This window comes from Streptomyces sp. 1-11, assembly GCF_007176755.1.
In the GTDB taxonomy this organism is placed as follows: Bacteria; Actinomycetota; Actinomycetes; order Streptomycetales; family Streptomycetaceae; genus Streptomyces.
This window is the reverse complement of the sequence record NZ_BJTV01000006.1, coordinates 377886-395677: the sequence shown is the minus strand read 5'-3', so window position 1 is coordinate 395677 and position 17792 is coordinate 377886. Positions and strand designations below refer to the sequence as shown.

Below are 17792 nucleotides of genomic sequence, written 5' to 3'. Positions count from 1 at the left end.
TGACTGAATTCCGTAACGGTCACCGAACGCGGAATCCCTGGCCAAGGCTCATCGGCCGGCCGCCGCCTCGTCGCACTCCTGTGCGCGCAGCGCCCGCGCCAGGTCGTCCCGCGCCTCCAGCACCAGACGGCGCAGCGCCGGAGCCGCGTCCGCGTGCGCCGCGAGCCAGGTGTCGGTCGCCTGGAGCGTCTCCGGCCGGTCCTGGTGGGCGGGGTACAGGCCGCGCACGACGTCCATGCCGATCTGGATGGACCGCTCCCGCCACACCCGCTCGATCGCCGCGAAGTACTTCTCCGCGTACGGCGCGGTCAGCTCCCGCTGCGAGGGCAGGCCGAAGCCCGCGATGGTCGCCTCCACGAGCGCGTTGGACAGCGCGTCGGACTCCACCACCTGCGCCCAGGCCTGCGCCTTGACCGCCGCCGACGGGCGGGCCGCCAGGCAGCGGACCTGGTGCCGCTTGCCGGACGCGGTGTCGTCGCGGGCCAGTTCGGCCGCGAGCACCGCCTCGTCCGCAGCGCCGTGCGCCGCCAGCGGTTCCAGGAACGCCCAGCGCAGTTCCTGGTCCACCGTCAGGCCCTCGACCGTCTCCGTGCCGTCCAGCAGGTCCTTCAGCAGGGCGAGGTCCGCCTCCGCCGAGGCCACGGCGGCGAAGAAGCGCGCCCAGGCGAGCTGCTGCTCGCTGCCCGGGCCGGCCGCCCGCAGCTCGCGCAGCGCGCCCTCGGCCACCAGCCGCTCACCGGTCGCCCGCCACCCGGGCGCCGCGTAGTGCACCAGCGCCGAGTTCGCCCAGGCGTGCAGCATCTGCAGCACGCCGATGTCGGACTCGCGGCCCGCGAACCGCAGCACCAGGCCGACGAAGTCCCGGGCCGGCAGCAGGGCGTCCCGGGTGAGGTTCCACAGCGCCGACCAGCACAGGGCGCGGGCCAGCGGGTCGGTGAGCGCGCCCAGGTGCTCGCGCAGCGTGGCCAGCGAGGTCTCGTCGAAGCGGACCTTGCAGTACGTCAGGTCGTCGTCGTTGACCAGCACCAGCTCCGGGGCCTGGGCGCCGGCCAGCTCCGCCACGACCGTGCGCGGGCCCTCGACGTCCGTCTCCACGCGCGCGTAACGCTCCAGCGCGCCCTCGGGGGTGCGCCGGTACAGGCCCACCGCCACCCGGTGCGGACGCAGCTCGGGGTACGCCTCGGGCGCCTCCTGCAGCACGGCCAGTTCGGCGATCCGGCCGCCCTCGGTGTCCAGCAGCACCTGCGGGGTCAGCGAGTTGACGCCGGCCGTCTGCAGCCAGGAGCGGGCCCACACCGTCATGTCCCGGCCACTGGTCTCCGCCAGCACCGACAGCAGGTCGCCCAGGCGGGTGTTGCCGTAGGCGTTGCGCTTGAAGTAGCGGCGGGCGCCCTCCAGGAAGGCGTCCTGGCCGACGTACGCCACCAGTTGCTTGAGTACCGAGGCGCCCTTGGCGTAGGTGATGCCGTCGAAGTTGAGCTTGGCGTCCTGCAGGTCGCGGATGTCCGCCGTGATCGGGTGCGTGGAGGGGAGCTGGTCCGCGCGGTAGGCCCAGGCCTTGCGCCGGTTGGCGAAGGTGATCCAGGCGTCGGTGAAGCGGGTCGCGCCGACGTTCGCGAACGTGCCCATGAAGTCCGCGAAGGACTCCTTCAGCCACAGGTCGTCCCACCACTCCATGGTGACCAGGTCGCCGAACCACATGTGGGCCATCTCGTGCAGGATCACGTTGGCCCGCGCCTCGTACGACGCCTGCGTCACCTTCCCGCGGAAGATGTACTCCTCGCGGAAGGTCACCAGACCCGGGTTCTCCATCGCCCCCAGGTTGTACTCCGGCACGAACGCCTGGTCGTACTTCCCGAACGGGTAGGGGTAGTCGAAGTGGTCGTGGAAGAAGTCCAGGCCCTGCCTGGTGACCAGGAAGACGTCCTCGGCGTCGAAGTGCGGGGCGAGGCCCTTGCGGCACATCGCGCCGAGCGGGATCTCCAGCTTCGTCCCGTCCTCGAGGACCCGCTCGTAGTGGTCCGTCACATAGTGGTACGGCCCCGCCACCACGCAGGTGATGTACGTCGAGATCGGCTTGGTCTCGGCGAACCGCCACACGCCGTCCGTGAGTTCCCCGGCGCCGTTGCTCCACACCGTCCAGCCCTCGGGCGCCCGCACCTCGAAGCGGTACGGGGCCTTCAGGTCCGGCTGCTCGAAGTTCGCGTAGACCCGGCGGGCGTCGGCCGGCTCGTACTGGGTGTAGAGGTAGACCTCGCCGTCCTCGGGGTCGACGAAGCGGTGCATGCCCTCGCCGGTGCGGGAGTAGGCGCACTGGGCGTCGACGGTCAGCTCGTTCTCGGCGGCCAGGTCCTCCAGGGCGATCCGGGAGCCGTCGAAGACCTCCCCGGGGTCCAGGTCCTTGCCGTTGAGCACGACCGAGGTCACGCCCGGCGCGATCAGGTCGGCGAAGCTGGAGGCGCCCGGCTCGCTGCAGCGGAACCTGATCGTCGTCACCGAACGGAAGGTGCGCGGCTCGGCGCCCCCGTCCCCGACGGCGGACCGCAGGTCCAGCGCCACCTCGTAGCCGTCCACGGACAGCAGGGCGGCCCGCTCCCGGGCCTCGTCGCGGGTCAGATTCTCACCGGGCACGTCGTGGCACTCCCTCATGGTCGCTCGGACACCTCACATCAGGACCGATCCTGCCATGCGCACCTGAGACGGCACATCAGGGGAAACCCTCGACACGGCGGGGCCGGGAATGGCGGGGACGCCGGGACTGTTGCCCCTCCCAAAGACCTTCGCTGAGGAGAAGCATGTCCGAGACCGCGACCCCCTCCGGCAAGACCCCCGTGGACTTCTGGTTCGACCCGCTGTGCCCCTGGGCCTGGATGACCTCGCGCTGGGTGCTCGAGGTCGAGAAGGTCCGGGACATCGAGGTCCGCTGGCACATCATGAGCCTCGCGGTCCTCAACGAGAACCGGCTGGACGAGCTCCCCGAGGACTACCGGGACATGCTCGCCACCAAGGCCTGGCAGCCGGTGCGCGTGGTCACCGCGGCCTGGCAGAAGCACGGCGCGGACGTCCTCGGCCCGCTCTACACCGCGCTCGGCACCCGCATCCACAACAACGGTGAGGGCCCCACCCTGGAGGCCGTCGCGGGCGCGCTCGCGGACGTCGGCCTGCCCGCCGAGCTGATCGAGTACGCCGAGCAGCAGGACTTCGAGTTCGACGCCGAGCTGCGCGCCTCCCACAAGGAGGGCATCGAGAAGGTCGGCCAGGACGTCGGCACCCCGGTCATCGCGGTGCCGGGCGCCGACGGCGAGCAGATCGCCTTCTTCGGCCCCGTCGTCACCCCCGCCCCCAAGGGCGAGGAGGCGGCCCGCCTGTGGGACGGCACCCTCGCGGTCGCCTCCGTGCCGGGCTTCTACGAGATCAAGCGGACCCGCACCAAGGGCCCGGACTTCAGCAACCTGTAAGGCGCGCGCCCAGCCGGAGGGCCCCCGCGAGTCCTGTCCTCGCGGGGGCCCTCCTTCCATCCGCCCGCCGTCGTGAAGGGTGAGAAGACGATCACGGGGCGGGGCGTTCTCAGGGGGCGGGCAGCAGCACGTCCGCGCGGGACCTGGCGGCCGCGAGGCGCCTGGCCACGTCCTGCCAGTTCACCACCCGCCACATCGCCTCGACGAAGTCCACCTTCTGGTTGCGGTACTGCAGGTAGAAGGCGTGCTCCCAGGCGTCGAAGACAAGGATCGGGGTCGAGCCCTGGCCGACGTTGCCCTGGTGGTCGTAGACCTGCTCCACGATGAGCCGGCCGCTCAGCGGCTCGTACGCCAGCACGCCCCAGCCCGAGCCCTGGGTGGTGGCCGCGGCCTTGGAGAGCTGGGTCCGGAAGGCGGCGAAGGAGCCGAACGACTCCTTGATCGCGTCGGCCAGCCCGCCCACCCCGTCGGCGGCGAGGGGCTCGCCGCCGCCCTCCGCGGGACCGGTCATGTTCTGCCAGTAGATGCTGTGCAGGATGTGCCCGGAGAGGTGGAAGGCCAGGTTCTTCTCCAGGCCGTTGACCGACCCCCAGCTCTCCTTCTCCCGCGCCTCCGCGAGCTGCTCCAGGGCGTCGTTGGCGCCCTTCACGTAGGCCGCGTGGTGCTTGTCGTGGTGCAGCTCGACGATCTCGGGGCTGATCACGGGGGCGAGCGCGGAGTAGTCGTAGGGCAGGTCGGGCAGCGAGTACACGGGCATGGGTGGGTCCCCTCCAACCTTATTGCAAGTTACTTGCAACTACACGCTAGCAACAACAAGCCGGGATGCGCGAAGGCCCCCTCGTGTCGCACGCGGGGGCCTTGGGGGGGCTTCGGGGGTCTTCGGGAGGCGGCCCGGGTCGGGGCCGGGTCAGCGCGCGGCGCGGGCCCGCTGCCAGGCGTAGCCCACGGCCGCGAGGACCAGCGTCATGCCGCCGGTCGACAGCAGCTGCAGACGGGTGTCCGGCTCCCGGGCCATCAGGACGAAGATCGCCGCCATGCCGGCGAGCGCGACCCAGGTGAGGTACGGGAACGCCCACATCCGCACGACCAGCCTCTCGGGCGCCTCGCGCTCGATGCGGCGGCGCAGCAGCAGCTGGGAGACCGCGATGAAGATCCAGACGACCAGGATCACCGCGCCGATCATGTTCAGCAGCCAGGCGAACACGTCGTCCGGCCGCCAGTAGCTGAGCAGCACGCACCCGAAGCCGAAGACCGACGAGGTGAGGACGGCGATCCGCGGCACTCCGCCGGAGACCCTGGCCAGCGCCCTCGGGCCCTGGCCGCGCTCGACCAGCGAGTAGGCGATGCGCGAGGAGCCGTAGATGTTGGCGTTCATCGCCGACAGCAGGGCCACCAGGATGACCACGTTCATCACCTGGCCGGCGCCGGGGATGCCGATCTGCCGCAGGGCCGCGACGTAGGGGCCGTCCGTCACGACGGACTTCGCGTTCCACGGCACCAGGGTCACGATGACCGCCATCGAGCCGATGTAGAACAGGGCGATCCGCCACATCGCGGTGCGCACCGCACGCGCCACGCCCTTGACCGGGTCGTCCGACTCGGCCGCGGCGATGGTGACCGTCTCCAGGCCGCCGTAGGCGAAGACCGAGGCCAGCAGTCCGACCACCAGGCCCTCGCTGCCGTTGGGCAGGAAGTCGCCGAGGTGGGAGGCGCCGGGGGAGGGGGTGCCGGGCAGCACGCCCGCGACAGCCAGCACGCCGAGGACCAGGAACAGGCCGATCGCGCCGACCTTGAGGGCCGCGAACCAGAACTCGAACTCGCCGAAGTTCTTCACGGCCGCGAGGTTCGCACCGCAGAACACCAGCATGAACAGGGCCACCCAGACCCACTGCGGGGTGCCCGGCAGCCAGCCCTGCACGATGTTCGCGGCGCCGATGCCCTCCAGGCCCACCGCGGTGCACAGCAGCACCCAGAAGGACCAGCCGGCGGTGAACCCGGCCCACGGGCCGATCGCCCGCTCGGCGTGCGCGGAGAACGACCCCGAGGACGGGTAGGCGGCCGACATCTCGCCGAGCATCCGCATCACCAGCATGACCAGCAGGCCGGAGACCGCGTACGCGACGACGACGGAGGGCCCGGCGGCCGCGATCCCGGCGCCGGAGCCGACGAACAGGCCGGCGCCGATCACCCCGCCGAGGGCGATCATCGACAGGTGGCGCTGCTTGAGGCCGTGGGAGAGGGAGTCGCCCGACCGCTGCCGCGGTGGCGTCTCGATGGTGCTGTGGGGCATGGGCGCGGCTCGTCCAGTCGTCGGCGGCGAAAACCCGGCCAGTCTGGGCGGCCCGTTCGCTCCCGCGAAGGGGCCGCCCAGCATGCGGACGCGCGCTGTGCGAAGGGTGAGATCCCGGTTACGCGGCGACCGGGGTGTAGTGCGAGGCGTCGCCCTCGATCGAGTAGCTCTCCTTGCCCTCGACGCCGACCGGGATGTCACCGGCGGCGGTCACCCGGTGCAGGCGGCGCGGCTGACCGTCGTAGTTGTCGATGGCGTAGTGCTGGGTGATGCGGTTGTCGAAGAGCACGAGCTGGTTGTGCGACCAGCGGTGGCGCAGCACGTTCTCGGGCCGGGTGACGTACGCCTGCAGCAGGTCGAGGACCTTGCGGGACTCGCCCACCGACAGGCCCACGATCCGCTGCGCGAACCCGCCGATGAACAGCCCGCGCTCGCCGGTCAGCGGATGGACGCGGACCACCGGATGAGCGGTGCGGTACTTGATCGAGGTGAACCGGGCGCGCTGGGCGGCCTGCTCCTCGTCGATCGCCTCGTCCGGCACCGCGTAGTCGTAGTCGTTGGTGTGCTCCGCCCACAGGGTGTCGGCGAGCCGGCGCAGCGGCTCGGGCAGGTCGCGGTAGGCGGCCGCCGCGTTGGCGATCAGGGTCTCGCCGCCGTACGGCGGAACGGTGATCGAGCGCAGGGTGCTGGCCTGCGGCGGGTTGAGCACGAAGGTGACGTCGGTGTGCCAGTGGTTGGCGCGGCCCCGCTCGCTGTCCACGGGCAGCACGTTCGGGGAGCCGTCGACGGCGCCGACCGTCGGGTGGGCGGTGGTGAGCTCGCCGAGGTGGCGGACGAAGGCCTGCTGGCCGGCGTCGTCCAGGCGCACGTCGTCGAAGACGAGCGCCTTGTGCGCGTTCAGGGCCTCGCGGATGCCGGCGACCTGCTCGGGGGCGAGCGGCCGGGAGATGTCGACGCCGGAGACCCGGGCGCCGATGCGAGCGGTGACCTTGGTGATCTCGAGGGACATGTGCGGTGGTCCTTTCAGACGAGGGCGGGCGTGAGGTACTGGTTGGCGGGGCGGCGCAGGCCGTAGCGCTCCCGCAGGGTCCGGCGCGGGCCGTACCCGGTGCGCAGCAGGCCGCGCTCCCGCAGGACCGGCACGACGTGCTCGACGAAGGCCTCGAGACCGGAGGGGAGCACGGCGGGCATGATGTTGAAGCCGTCGGCGGCGCCCTGGGTGAACCAGGTCTCGATCTGGCCGGCGACCTGTTCGGGCGTCCCCGCGAAGGTGAGGTGGCCGCGTCCGCCGCCGAGCCGTGCGATGAGCCGCCGTACGGTCAGCCGCTCGCGCCGGGCCAGTTCGACCACCAGGGTGTAGCGGCTCTTGGCGCCCTCGACGGCGGACTCCGGCGGCAGGTCCTCGGGCAGCCGCTCGTCCAGGTCGAGGGTGCCGGGCTCCAGGTGCAGCAGGTTCTCGAGGCGGGCCCGGCCGTGCTCGGGGACGATGTGGTCCTCCAGCACCCGCTCGGCGGCCCGTGCCTCGGCCTCGGTCGAGCCGAGCACGGGGACGATGCCGGGCAGCACCTTGATGTGCTCCGGGTTCCGTCCCGCGCCGGCCGTGCGGGACTTGAGGTCGGCGTAGAAGGCCTGGGCGTCCGCCAGGGTCTGCTGGGCGGTGAAGACCGCCTCCGCGTACCGGGCGGCGAAGGCCCTGCCGTCCGCGGAGGAGCCCGCCTGCACCAGCAGCGGGTAACCCTGGGGTGAGCGCGGCACGTTGAGGGCGCCCTCGACGCCGAAGTACGTCCCCCGGTGCCGGGGCGGATGGATCTTGCTGTCGTCGCCCCAGACGCCGGCCGCCTTGTCGGCGACGATCGCGTCGTCCTCCCAGCTGTCCCAGAGCTTCAGGGACACGTCGAGGAACTCGGCGGCGCGGGCGTACCGCTCGGCGTGCGCGGGCTCGGCGTCCAGGCCGAAGTTCCGGGCGGCCTCGCGCCCCGCGGTGGTGACGATGTTCCAGCCGGCCCGGCCGCCGCTGACGATGTCCAGCGAGGCGAACCTGCGGGCCAGGTTGTAGGGGGAGTTGTAGGAGGTGGAGGCGGTGGCGATCAGCCCGATGTGCTCGGTGGCGGTGGCCAGCGCGGTGAGCAGGGTGAGCGGTTCCAGGGCGCCGGCCGGCCGCTGGGCGAGGTTGCTCCACAGCTGCGGGCCGTCGGCGAGGAAGAGCGAGTCGAAGGTGCCGCGCTCCGCGGTCCGGGCCAGCCGCACGTAGTGGGCGAGGTCGACGTGCGCGTAGGGGTCGCTCTCCGGCAGCCGCCACGACGCCTCGTGGTGGCCGGTGTTCATAAGGAACGCGTTGAGGTGCAGCTTTCGCGTGGTCACTGGTGGTCCTCCGTGACACCGAGCGCGGCCAGCAGCCGCTCGCGGTACTCGCCCAGCACCGGCTCCCGGTAGGAGCGCGGGTGGGGGTGGTCGATGGTCAGGTCGAGGCCGATGCGGCCCCGGTCCAGGACGAGGACCCGGTCGGCGAGCACGATCGCCTCGTCCACGTCGTGGGTGACGAGCAGCACCGAGGGCCGGTGCCGCTTCCACAGCTCCCGCAGCAGGTTGTGCATCCTGATCCGGGTCAGCGCGTCCAGCGCGCCGAACGGCTCGTCCGCCAGCAGCAGTTCGGGCTCGCGGACCAGGGAGCGGGCGAGCGCGGCGCGCTGCGCCTCGCCGCCGGACAGCTCGCCCGGCCAGGCCCGCTCGCGGCCGCCGAGACCCACCTCCTCCAGGGCGGCCCGGCCGCGCCGCCCGGCGTCCTTGCCCTCGGCGCCGAGCAGGACGTTGTCCAGCACCCGCGCCCAGGGCAGCAGCCGGGAGTCCTGGAAGACCACCGACACCCGCTCGGGGGCGCTGAGCCGTCCGCTGCCGGCGACCCCGTGATCGAGTCCGGCGACGGCCCGCAGCAGCGTGGACTTGCCCGAGCCGCTGTGCCCGAGCAGAGCCGTGAACTGGCCGGCGGGCAGATCGAGGTCGATGCCGTCGAGGACCGTGCGGCCGCCGAAGGAACGGGTCAGGCCCCGCAGCCGTACCGCGGGCCGGGTCAGTTGCTCAGTGTGCGGCGCCACGACAGCACCCTCCGTTCCATGAGGCGGACCACGCTGTCGGAGACCAGGCCGAAGACGCCGTAGATCAGCAGGCCGACCAGGATGACGTCGCTCTGGCCGTAGTTCTGCGCCTGGAACATCAGGTAGCCGAGGCCGCTGGTGGCGTTGATCTGCTCCAGGACCACCAGGCCGAGCCAGGAGCCGGTGACGCCGAGCCTGAGTCCCACGAAGAATCCGGGCAGCGCCCCGGGGATCACCACCCGCCGTACGAAGGCGGCCCTCGACAGGCCCTGCACCTCGGCGAGTTCGACGAACCGGCTGTCGATGCCGGACAGCGCGGCATGCGTGTTCAGGTAGATGGGGATGTAGACGACGATCGCGATGACGGCGATCTTGAAGGTCTCGCCGATGCCCAGCCAGAGGATGAACAGCGGGATCAGGCCGAGGGTCGGGATCGCCCGGTTGAGCTGCACGGTCCCGTCGATCAGCGCCTCACCGGCCCGGCTGAGCCCGGAGACCAGCGCGAGCAGCACACCGGCGGTCAGGCCGATCGCGAAGCCGTAGGCGGCCCGCCGGAGCGAGGTGAGCACGTCCGTGGGCAGCGTGCCGTCGGTCCACAGGCGGCCGGCGGTCCGCAGCACCGTCCAGGGCGCCGGTACCGCGCCGGGGTCGAGGGCGCCGGCGGCCGAGGCGGCGGCCCACAGGGCGAGCACGGCGAGCGGGCCGGCGAGCCGGGCCGCGGGCAGCCGGCGCCCGGGGGAGAGCCGCCGGCGCCGGCGGACCTGGGGTGGTTCCGGGGCGGCGGGCGCCGCCACGGCGGTCGTGGTCGTGGTCACGGCGCTCACCTCCGGTACTCCGCCGGCACGGCCCTGGCGGCGATGGCCTCGAAGCGGTGGTCGAAGAGCGAGGAGACGTCGAACCCCTTGACGAACCCGCCCTCGGCGAGCAGGTCGGCCGTCTCCTGCTCCCACCTGATCGCCTCGCCCCAACTGGGCGGGAACAGCGGCTTGTTGGCGAGTGCGGTGATGGACATAGCCTGGTCGGGGGTCAGGTTCTGCGTCTTGACGTAGAACTCCTCCTCCCACACGCGAGGGTGCTCGTAACTCCACACCTGGCCCTTGGCCCACTGCGGGATGTACGCGGCGACCGCGGCGGCCTTGGCCGGGTCGGCGAGCACGGACCGCGGCGCCCACAGCAGGTTGAGCAGGTCGACCACGTCGGTCCTGATGACGCGGGCGCCCTTGCCGCCGTACTGCTTGAGATAGGCGGGCGCCTGGCTGTTGCCGAGCGGGGCCACGTCGACCTGACCGGACTGCAGGGCGGTCAGGAACTGGTTGCTGGTCAGCGGGACCAGCGTCACATGGTCGTACCTCAGGCCCGCCTTCTTCAGCGCCCGCAGCAGCACGACCCCCTGGGCCTGGCCCTGCGAGAACGCGAGCCTCCTGCCGCGGAAGTCCCCGACCGTGCGGATGTCGCTGCCGGGCTTGGTGGCGAAGAGGTAGTTCGGCTTGCGGGTCACGTCGATCGCCACGATGCGCGCGTCGAAACCCTGGTAGTGCGCCTGGATCGGCGGGATGCCCGCGTTGTTGGCGAGGTCCAGGGACTTGGCGCGGAAGGCGTTGATGACGTCCGGGCCGGCCCCGATGTTCAGCCAGTCGGACACCTCGAAGGGCAGCGCGGGCAGCTTGGCCAGCTTGAACTGGAGCTGCTGGACGTTCTGGTAGGAGGAGATCTTCAGGCTGGTGCCGGCCGGGACCTCGGCCGCGAGGGGGCGGGTGAGGGCGCCCTCGGTGTCGGCGGCGGCGCTGCCGCCCGCGCAGCCGCCGAGACCCGCGACGGCGGCGGACGCGCCGAGCAGTGAGGTCAGGAACAGACGGCGGTCGAGACCGGTGACAGGCGGAGCAGACATGGGAGGACTCCCTGGGTACGCACAGCGGGAAGGCAGGCGGGAAAGCGGACGGGAAGGCAGACGGGAAAGCCGACGGGAAGACACGCGCAATGACCGGCGGAAAGCCGGAGGAAAAGCTCAGGGAAGAGCTTTGTGAAAGAGAACTCACGCAGACGGAAACACGCGCTTCATGCGCGGCAACGTGTCAGCAACAGTGGGTGCGACAGCTCGTGAGCGGGTTCATGACCAGCATGTTCGCGGCCGTCGCGGTTCCCTGTCAACATTCCGAGTTTCTGAATTAAATAGCCTCAGGTGGCACGCTCAGCGGATCCCGGAACAGCACGTCCAGCATCACCGAGCCACCCGCCACCGCCAGCACCGAGTCCGGGAAACTCGTAGGCAGCACGGACGCCGCGCGCCGTTTTCCGGCCGCTTCCCGCAGCGCGCTCAGGCAGTCGTCGAAGCGCATGGCGCCCACCTCGGTCACCACGACCGTCTCCGGGTTGAGCACGTCCAGCAGCAGCCCGGCCGCCCGCCCGGTCGCCCGCGCCCGCTCCACCAGCAGCCGCCGGGCCACCGCGTCACCGGCCGCCGCCGCGGCCACCACGTGCATCGGGTTGTCCGAGTCGGCCACCCCGGCCGCCCTGGCCCGCCGGCACAGCGTGCGCTCGCTCAACTCGGCCTGCAGGCAGCCCGTACGGCCGCAGCCGCACGGCTCGGTGCCGCCGGGCACCGGGAGGTGGGCGATCGCACCCGCCTGGGAGCGCGGCCCGTGGTGCACCTCGTCGTTGGTGGCGAACGCCGCGTCGACCATGTTGCCGACGAACAGGTGCAGCACGCTGCGGCTGCCCCGGGCCCGCCCGAACAGCCGCTCACCGCCGACCAGCGCCCGCGCGTGCCCGTCGACGTGGACCGGCAGGCCGGTGCGGTCCTCGAGCACCTCCCGCACCGGCACCTCGCGCCAGCCCAGCAGCTCGTGCTCGACGACGGTGCCCGAGTCCCGGTCCACCCAGCCGCCGGCGGCGACCCCGACCCCCAGCGGCCGGCGGCCCGGCGCCCGCGCGAGCAGCGCCGCGAGCCCCTCGGCGGCCCGGGCCAGCACCCGGCCCGCGTCCGGCCGTTCGTGCTTCAGCTCGCGCCGGGCCACCACCCGGCCCCGCAGGTCCAGCAGCGCGACGGTGGTGTACGGCACGGCCACGTGCACCCCGCCGACCACGAACCGCCCGGTGTCGAGGTCGACGGGGACGTGCGGCCGGCCCACGCCGTTCGAGCGGCGCGGCGCCGCCTCCTCGCGGAGCAGCCCGAGCGCGGCGAGCCGGGCGCAGTGCTCGGTCACGGCCGCCGGCGACAGCCCGGTCAGCCGGGCGACGGTGCTGCGGGCCACCGGCCCGTGCTCCAGCACGGACCGCAGCACGACACTGGCACTCGTGCGCCGCCGGTCGCTGTCGGCGGCGCGGGGAACGGGGGAGACAAGGGTGGATGCCGCGGTACGGGGCATGGGGGACCGTCCTCGGGAACGGGGCCGACACGTCTCGGAAGGCGAGGGCGCGCCGGGCGCGCCCCTACCCCGGACGGCGACAGGTGGCCGTGCCCTGGCGTCGCAGGTCGACGTAGCGACGCGAGGTGAGGTACCGGGCCTGGGCGACCATGCCGGAAGCGTAGGACAGGAAGGGGGAATCCGACCAGACCACTGGGGTTCATCGGCGGGCTTCCACAGCGCCGCCGGCGGCCCCCCGGGTGAGCTGCGCATCCCCGCCTCAGTGACCGTTGTCACGCCGTACCGGGTGTAACCGCCAACCTTTGTCGGGAGCCCACCAAGCCTTTGTTCCCCCCTTTGTCGGGCGCTGACGGTGATCACCGCGCGGCCGCCGGGATAGCGTCGCGGTGTCCCGTCTGCCCTCGTCCCACGCGGAGTCCCCCATGAGCACCGCCACCGCAACCGCCCGTCCCGGTCGAGTCCTCGCCGACCTGCTGCCCGCGTCGCGGACCCGCGACATCGCGCTGGTGCTCGGCGGCGCCGTGCTCACCGGCCTCGCGGCCCAGATCGCGGTGCCCGTGCCCGGCTCCCCGGTGCCGGTGACCGGCCAGACCTTCGCCGCGCTGCTCGTCGGCACCGCCCTCGGCGCCCGCCGCGGCTTCCTCTCCCTCGCCCTGTACGCCGTCGCCGGCGTGGCCGGCGTGCCGTGGTTCGCCGAAGGCGGCTCCGGCGCCGGCGCCGTCTCCTTCGGCTACGTCCTCGGCATGCTGCTCGCCTCCGCCGCCGTCGGCGCCCTGGCCCGCCGCGGCGCCGACCGCTCCCCGCTGCGCATGGCGGGCACCATGATCCTCGGCGAGGCGGTCATCTACGCGGTCGGCGTGCCGTACCTGGCCCTGGCCGCCCACCTGTCCCTCTCCCAGGCCGTCGCCGCCGGTCTCACCCCGTTCCTGATCGGCGACGCCCTGAAGGCGGCGCTCGCGATGGGCGCGCTGCCCGCCGCCTGGAAGCTCACCGGCAGGCGCTGACACCCCGCGGGTCCGGCCGGCCGCGCACGCCGCGGCCGGACCCGCGAACGGCGAAGGGGAGGGAGTCCCGCGGGACTCCCTCCCCTTCGCCGTGCCGGGTGCCGGCGGGTCAGCCGACGGACACCTTCTCCGCCGCGTCGTCCACGGGCGCGGCCGGCCGGCGGCCCGCGATCTTCTGCTTGACCAGCGAGGCCGCGATCACGAGGGCGGCCACCAGCAGGGAGAGCTCCACGGTCGTCCGGCCGCTGCTCTCGCCCTCGGTGTCGGTCAGCATGTAGCAGAAGACGCCGATGATCAGCGCGGCCGTCGCCCAGGTCAGGTACGGGTACAGCCACATCTTCACGACGAGCTTCTCCGGCGCCTCACGCTGGATGATCCGCCGCATGCGCAGCTGCGAGAAGCAGATCGCCAGCCACACGAACAGGGCGACCGCGCCACTGGAGTTGAGCAGGAAGAGGAAGACCGTGTCCGGGAACTTGTAGTTGAAGAAGACGGCGACGAAGCCGAAGGCCACGGACGCCAGGATCGCGGTCCGCGGCACACCGCGGGACGTGGTCCGCGCGAACGCCTTGGGCGCGTCACCGCGCTGGCCGAGCGAGAAGGCCATCCGGGAGGCCGTGTACAGACCGGAGTTCAGGCAGGACAGCACCGACGTCAGCACGATGAAGTTCATGAACTGCCCGGCGTGCGGGATGCCGAGGGAGCCGAGGGCGGCGACGTACGAGCCGTCCTTCTCGATGGCCGGGTCGTTCCACGGCAGCAGGGTGACGACGATCAGGATCGAGCCCAGGTAGAAGACGCCGATACGCCAGATGATGCTGTTGGTGGACTTGGTGACGGCGCGCTGCGGATCCTCCGACTCGCCGGCCGCCAGGGTGGCGATCTCGCTGCCCATGAAGGAGAAGACGACCAGCAGCACACCCGTGAGGATCGAGCCCGGGCCGTGCGGCAGGAAGCCGCCGTGCGAGGTGAGGTTGGCGAAGCTCGCCTTGTCGGTGTGCGCGCCCGGCAGCACGCCGAACACGGCCAGCAGGCCGATGACGATGAACGCGCCGATCGCCACGACCTTGATGCCGGCGAACCAGAACTCGAATTCGCCGTAGGAACCGACGGAGATGAGGTTGGTCGCGGTCAGGACGGTCATCACGATGAGCGCCCAGCCCCATTGCGGCACGGCCGGTATCCAGCCTTCGAGGATCTTCGCGCCGGCGGTGGCCTCCACGGCCAGCACGACGACCCAGAAGAACCAGTAGAGCCAGCCGATGGAGAAGCCGGCCCACGGTCCCAGCGCGCGGTCGGCGTGCGCGGAGAACGAACCGGAGGTGGGGTTGGCGGCGGACATCTCGCCGAGCATGCGCATCACCAGCACCACGAGCGTGCCGACGAGGGCGTACGACAGGAGGATGCCCGGTCCCGCGGTAGCGATACCGGTACTGGAGCCGACGAAGAGGCCGGCTCCGATGACGCCACCGATCGCGATCATCGTCAGGTGGCGGTTTTTCAGTCCCGCTTGAAGGCCCGAACCAGGGGTCATGGACGGATTTCCTTTACGCCAGGTGGAGCTGCCCGTACGAGCGGTGTACGAGCCGGTCCAGTGAATCCGAGGGGAACGAATTCAGGAACCTCTGAATCCGGATTGTTACTTGAGGTTCTCTTGAGGATCTATGGTCCGATTCACACTCCGCCTATGTCACACCCGCGGCTGCTGCCCCGAAACGGCCGTGTCACACTCGACCCATGCGCGTGTATCTCGGCTCCGACCATGCGGGCTACGAACTCAAGAACCACCTCGTCGACTGGCTCAAGGCGGCGGGGCACGAGCCCGTCGACTGCGGGCCCCACATCTACGACGCCCAGGACGACTACCCGCCCTTCTGCCTGCGCGCGGCCGAGCGGACCGCCGCCGACCCCGGCGCCCTCGGCGTCGTCATCGGCGGCTCCGGCAACGGTGAGCAGATCGCCGCGAACAAGGTGAAGGGCGTGCGCGCCGCGCTGGCCTGGAGCGAGGAGACGGCCGGACTCGGACGCCAGCACAACGACGCCAACGTGGTGGCGGTCGGTGCGCGCATGCACAGCACGGAGGAGGCGACGAAGTTCGTCGAGGTGTTCCTCAACACCCCGTTCTCCGGTGACGAGCGTCACATCCGCCGCATCGACATGCTCGCCGACTACGAGACGACCGGCGACCTGCCCCCGATCCCCGCCCACCACCCGCAGCAGTAGCGCCCACGGGGCCCGGTCCGGTCCCGGGCCCCGCCGCTTCCCACCGGCCGCGACGGGCCGGCGGGAGCCGGCAGGAAAGGACACCTCAGCCGTGCCAGAAGGGCACACCATCCACCGGCTGGCCCAGGACTACGCCGAGCGCTTCCAGGGCACGGCCCCACGGGTGAGCAGCCCCCAGGGCAAGTTCTCCGACGCCGCCGACCTGCTGGACGGCGCCCTCATGACCGGCACCGAGGCCCACGGCAAGCACCTCTTCCTGCGGTTCCGGGACGCCGACTGGGTGCACATCCACCTCGGCCTCTTCGGCAAGGTCGCCTTCGGCCCGGCGCCCGCGCCCCCGCCCACCGACACCGTCCGGCTCCGGCTCGCCGGCGACACCGCGTACGTCGACCTGCGCGGCCCCACCACCTGCGCGCTCGTCACCGACGCGGAGAAGCGGGCGGTGCACGACCGGCTCGGCCCCGACCCGCTGCGCGCGGACGCCGACCCGGACGCCGCGTACCGCAGGATCTCCCGCAGCCGTACGAGCGTCGCCGCGCTGCTGATGGACCAGAAGGTCATCGCAGGCGTCGGCAACGTCTACCGCGCCGAGGTCCTCTTCCGGCACGGCATCGACCCCTACCGCGCGGGCCGGGACCTCACCCGGGCCGAGTGGGAGGCCGTCTGGGCCGACCTGGCCGCCCTCATGCGCGACGGCGTGCGCGACAACCGCATCGACACCGTCCGCCCCGAGCACACCCCCGAGGCCATGGGCCGCCCGCCCCGCGTGGACGACCACGGCGGCGAGGTGTACGTCTACCGCAGGGCCGACCGGCCCTGCCACGTGTGCGGTACGGACATCCGCACCGCCGGCCTGGCCGCCCGCAACCTCTTCTGGTGCCCCACCTGCCAGAAGGCCTGACCGGGCGGGCCGGCGGGGCCACCGGGCCGCCGGGCACCGCCCCCGCGGGCCAAGTCCCCGGGGAACCGGCCCCGCGGGCTCAGAAGCCGTGCGGCAGCCACGGGCTCACCGGCGAGCCGAACGCCACCGACGCCTCCGCCAGCGCCCCCGCCCGCAGCTCCCGCACCCGGCCGGCCGCCGCCAGCGACAGCAGCGACACCCCGCCCAGGTACGCCGTCCCCAGCTCCCGTACGGACAGCTCGAGGTCGGCAGCGTCCTCGGTGCGCTCGCAGGACGCGCCCTTCGCGTCACCGGTCAGCCGCCAACGCCCCTCGTTCCAGGGGCAGAAGGCGTCCTCCACCGTGAACACGACGTCCACCGGCGTCTGGTAGGTGCGCGCCGCAAGCGCCGCGCCGACGTCGACGAGACGGACGTGGCACGAGTCCCGGAAGCGCGGCCGGCAGCGCCGGATGTCGGAGACCAGGTACTGCCAGGCGTCGTCGACCGGCCTGTTGCGCACGGTCAGGGTCGTCATCAGGTCGATGTCAAACAGGAAGCGCCACAGCGCCGCGTCGGTCGCCGGGTCCAGCGCGGCGAGGTCCTCCAGCGTCACCGTGCCGTCGTGCCCGCTCTGGCCCCAGCCGAGCTTGGTGCGGAACCGCGCGTACCCGGTGACCGCGCCGTCCCGCTCGGCGACCACGCACTGCAGCGCCGAGGCGCCGTCCCGGTCGCCCGGCGGGTCCACGAGGCCGGTCCGCTCCCAGCCCGGCAGCCGGACCAGCATCCCGGGCCTGCGCGGCACCAGCGCCGCGTACACCGCCTCGCACTCGGCGAGCACCTCGGCGGGCTGCGCGTACCGCAGCCGCACGTCCCCGGCGCCGGCGACCGGGGCCAGCGTCACCCGGCTGGTGTCGATCTCGGCCTGGAGCTGGAAGGTCGCCGCCCCGTAGCCGAACCGGCCGTAGATCGCCGGCTCGGAGGCGGTCAGCGCCGCGAGCGGCTCACCCAGCGCGCGCACGTCGTCGAGCTGGCGCCGCATCATCGAGGTCAGCACCCCGCGCCGCCGGTGCGTGGCGGAGACGCTCACCATCGTGACGCCCGCCGTGGGCACCTGGGAGCCGCCCGGCACGGTCATCCGGAAGCTGAAGGCCCCGGCCGTCCCCACGATCGCGTCCCCGTCCCGGGCGGCCAGGGAACGGCCGAACTCGGTGACCGAGCGCTCCACTTCGAGTTCCTCCGCGGAGGTCTCGCCGCCGCCGAAGGCACGGATCAGGTGATCGAACCACCCGTCCCACTCCTCGGGGCGCAGCACTGTCAGCTCGGTCACACCGTCGGTCGCCATGCGCCATGCCTATCAGCGCGCCCGGGGACGAGCCAGCGAATTTCTCCCAGGCGGCGGCGCGACGGCGCCGCGTGCCGTTCACTGTGAAGTCGAACCACGATGCGGAGCCTCGCACGGGGGACAAGTGGGACCTCCCGT

Annotated in this window: 15 protein-coding genes; 4 read left to right on the top strand and 11 right to left on the bottom strand. The window is 72.3% G+C overall.

What is annotated here, in order from left to right; all coding sequences use genetic code 11:
- Positions 1 to 48 precede the first annotated feature (48 nt).
- Positions 49 to 2631, bottom strand: coding sequence for an aminopeptidase N (gene pepN / locus TNCT1_RS15975; protein ID WP_143632370.1), 2583 nt, complete (start codon positions 2629 to 2631; stop codon positions 49 to 51).
- Positions 2632 to 2795: 164 nt separating this feature from the next.
- Here pepN and TNCT1_RS15970 point away from each other — a divergent pair, with 164 nt between their 5' ends.
- Positions 2796 to 3458, top strand: coding sequence for a DsbA family protein (locus TNCT1_RS15970; RefSeq protein ID WP_143632368.1), 663 nt, complete (start codon positions 2796 to 2798; stop codon positions 3456 to 3458).
- A gap of 109 nt (positions 3459 to 3567) precedes the next feature.
- Here the strand turns inward: TNCT1_RS15970 and TNCT1_RS15965 are convergent, their stop codons facing one another.
- The 8 genes from TNCT1_RS15965 to TNCT1_RS15930 form a co-directional block, all read right to left on the bottom strand.
- Positions 3568 to 4215: a superoxide dismutase gene (locus TNCT1_RS15965; protein WP_143632366.1), complete on the bottom strand. Its 648-nt coding sequence runs from the start codon at positions 4213 to 4215 to the stop codon at positions 3568 to 3570.
- Between the two features lie 150 nt (positions 4216 to 4365).
- Complete coding sequence (locus tag TNCT1_RS15960) at positions 4366 to 5748, bottom strand: amino acid permease (protein WP_143632364.1); 1383 nt, start codon at positions 5746 to 5748, stop codon at positions 4366 to 4368.
- A 118-nt stretch (positions 5749 to 5866) separates the two neighbouring features.
- Positions 5867 to 6757, bottom strand: a complete 891-nt coding sequence (locus TNCT1_RS15955) for a TauD/TfdA family dioxygenase (protein WP_143632362.1) — start codon at positions 6755 to 6757, stop codon at positions 5867 to 5869.
- Between the two features lie 14 nt (positions 6758 to 6771).
- Positions 6772 to 8109 (bottom strand): LLM class flavin-dependent oxidoreductase, encoded by a 1338-nt coding sequence (locus TNCT1_RS15950; protein WP_235902607.1) that lies wholly within the window; start codon positions 8107 to 8109, stop codon positions 6772 to 6774.
- Positions 8106 to 8840: an ABC transporter ATP-binding protein gene (locus TNCT1_RS15945; protein WP_143632359.1), complete on the bottom strand. Its 735-nt coding sequence runs from the start codon at positions 8838 to 8840 to the stop codon at positions 8106 to 8108. The genes TNCT1_RS15950 and TNCT1_RS15945 overlap by 4 nt, the downstream gene beginning before the upstream one ends.
- On the bottom strand, positions 8816 to 9664 hold the full coding sequence (locus TNCT1_RS15940; protein ID WP_143632357.1) for an ABC transporter permease: 849 nt from the start codon (positions 9662 to 9664) through the stop codon (positions 8816 to 8818). The genes TNCT1_RS15945 and TNCT1_RS15940 overlap by 25 nt, the downstream gene beginning before the upstream one ends.
- The gene (locus TNCT1_RS15935) at positions 9661 to 10728 is read right to left on the bottom strand and encodes an ABC transporter substrate-binding protein (RefSeq protein ID WP_143632355.1); all 1068 of its coding nucleotides are present in this window, start codon (positions 10726 to 10728) and stop codon (positions 9661 to 9663) included. Before TNCT1_RS15935 ends, TNCT1_RS15940 begins: the two co-directional genes overlap by 4 nt.
- A gap of 277 nt (positions 10729 to 11005) precedes the next feature.
- Positions 11006 to 12205: an ROK family transcriptional regulator gene (locus tag TNCT1_RS15930; RefSeq protein WP_143632353.1), complete on the bottom strand. Its 1200-nt coding sequence runs from the start codon at positions 12203 to 12205 to the stop codon at positions 11006 to 11008.
- Positions 12206 to 12627: 422 nt separating this feature from the next.
- Between TNCT1_RS15930 and TNCT1_RS15925 the strand changes: the two genes are divergently transcribed.
- Positions 12628 to 13209, top strand: coding sequence for a biotin transporter BioY (locus TNCT1_RS15925; RefSeq protein ID WP_143632351.1), 582 nt, complete (start codon positions 12628 to 12630; stop codon positions 13207 to 13209).
- 109 nt (positions 13210 to 13318) lie between these two features.
- On the opposite strand, the gene TNCT1_RS15920 is transcribed toward TNCT1_RS15925, so the two are convergent.
- Entirely contained in the window at positions 13319 to 14743 is a 1425-nt protein-coding gene (locus tag TNCT1_RS15920; protein ID WP_143632349.1) for an amino acid permease, read from the bottom strand.
- Positions 14744 to 14946: 203 nt separating this feature from the next.
- On the opposite strand from TNCT1_RS15920, the gene TNCT1_RS15915 reads away from it, so the two are divergent.
- Positions 14947 to 15432, top strand: a complete 486-nt coding sequence (locus TNCT1_RS15915; RefSeq protein WP_143632347.1) for a ribose-5-phosphate isomerase — start codon at positions 14947 to 14949, stop codon at positions 15430 to 15432.
- A 91-nt stretch (positions 15433 to 15523) separates the two neighbouring features.
- A complete protein-coding gene (locus TNCT1_RS15910; RefSeq protein WP_143632345.1) occupies positions 15524 to 16333 on the top strand; it encodes an Fpg/Nei family DNA glycosylase in 810 nt (269 codons plus the stop codon).
- Positions 16334 to 16412: 79 nt separating this feature from the next.
- On the opposite strand, the gene TNCT1_RS15905 is transcribed toward TNCT1_RS15910, so the two are convergent.
- A complete protein-coding gene (locus TNCT1_RS15905) occupies positions 16413 to 17654 on the bottom strand; it encodes a GNAT family N-acetyltransferase (protein ID WP_143632343.1) in 1242 nt (413 codons plus the stop codon).
- Between the last annotated feature and the right edge of the window lie 138 nt (positions 17655 to 17792).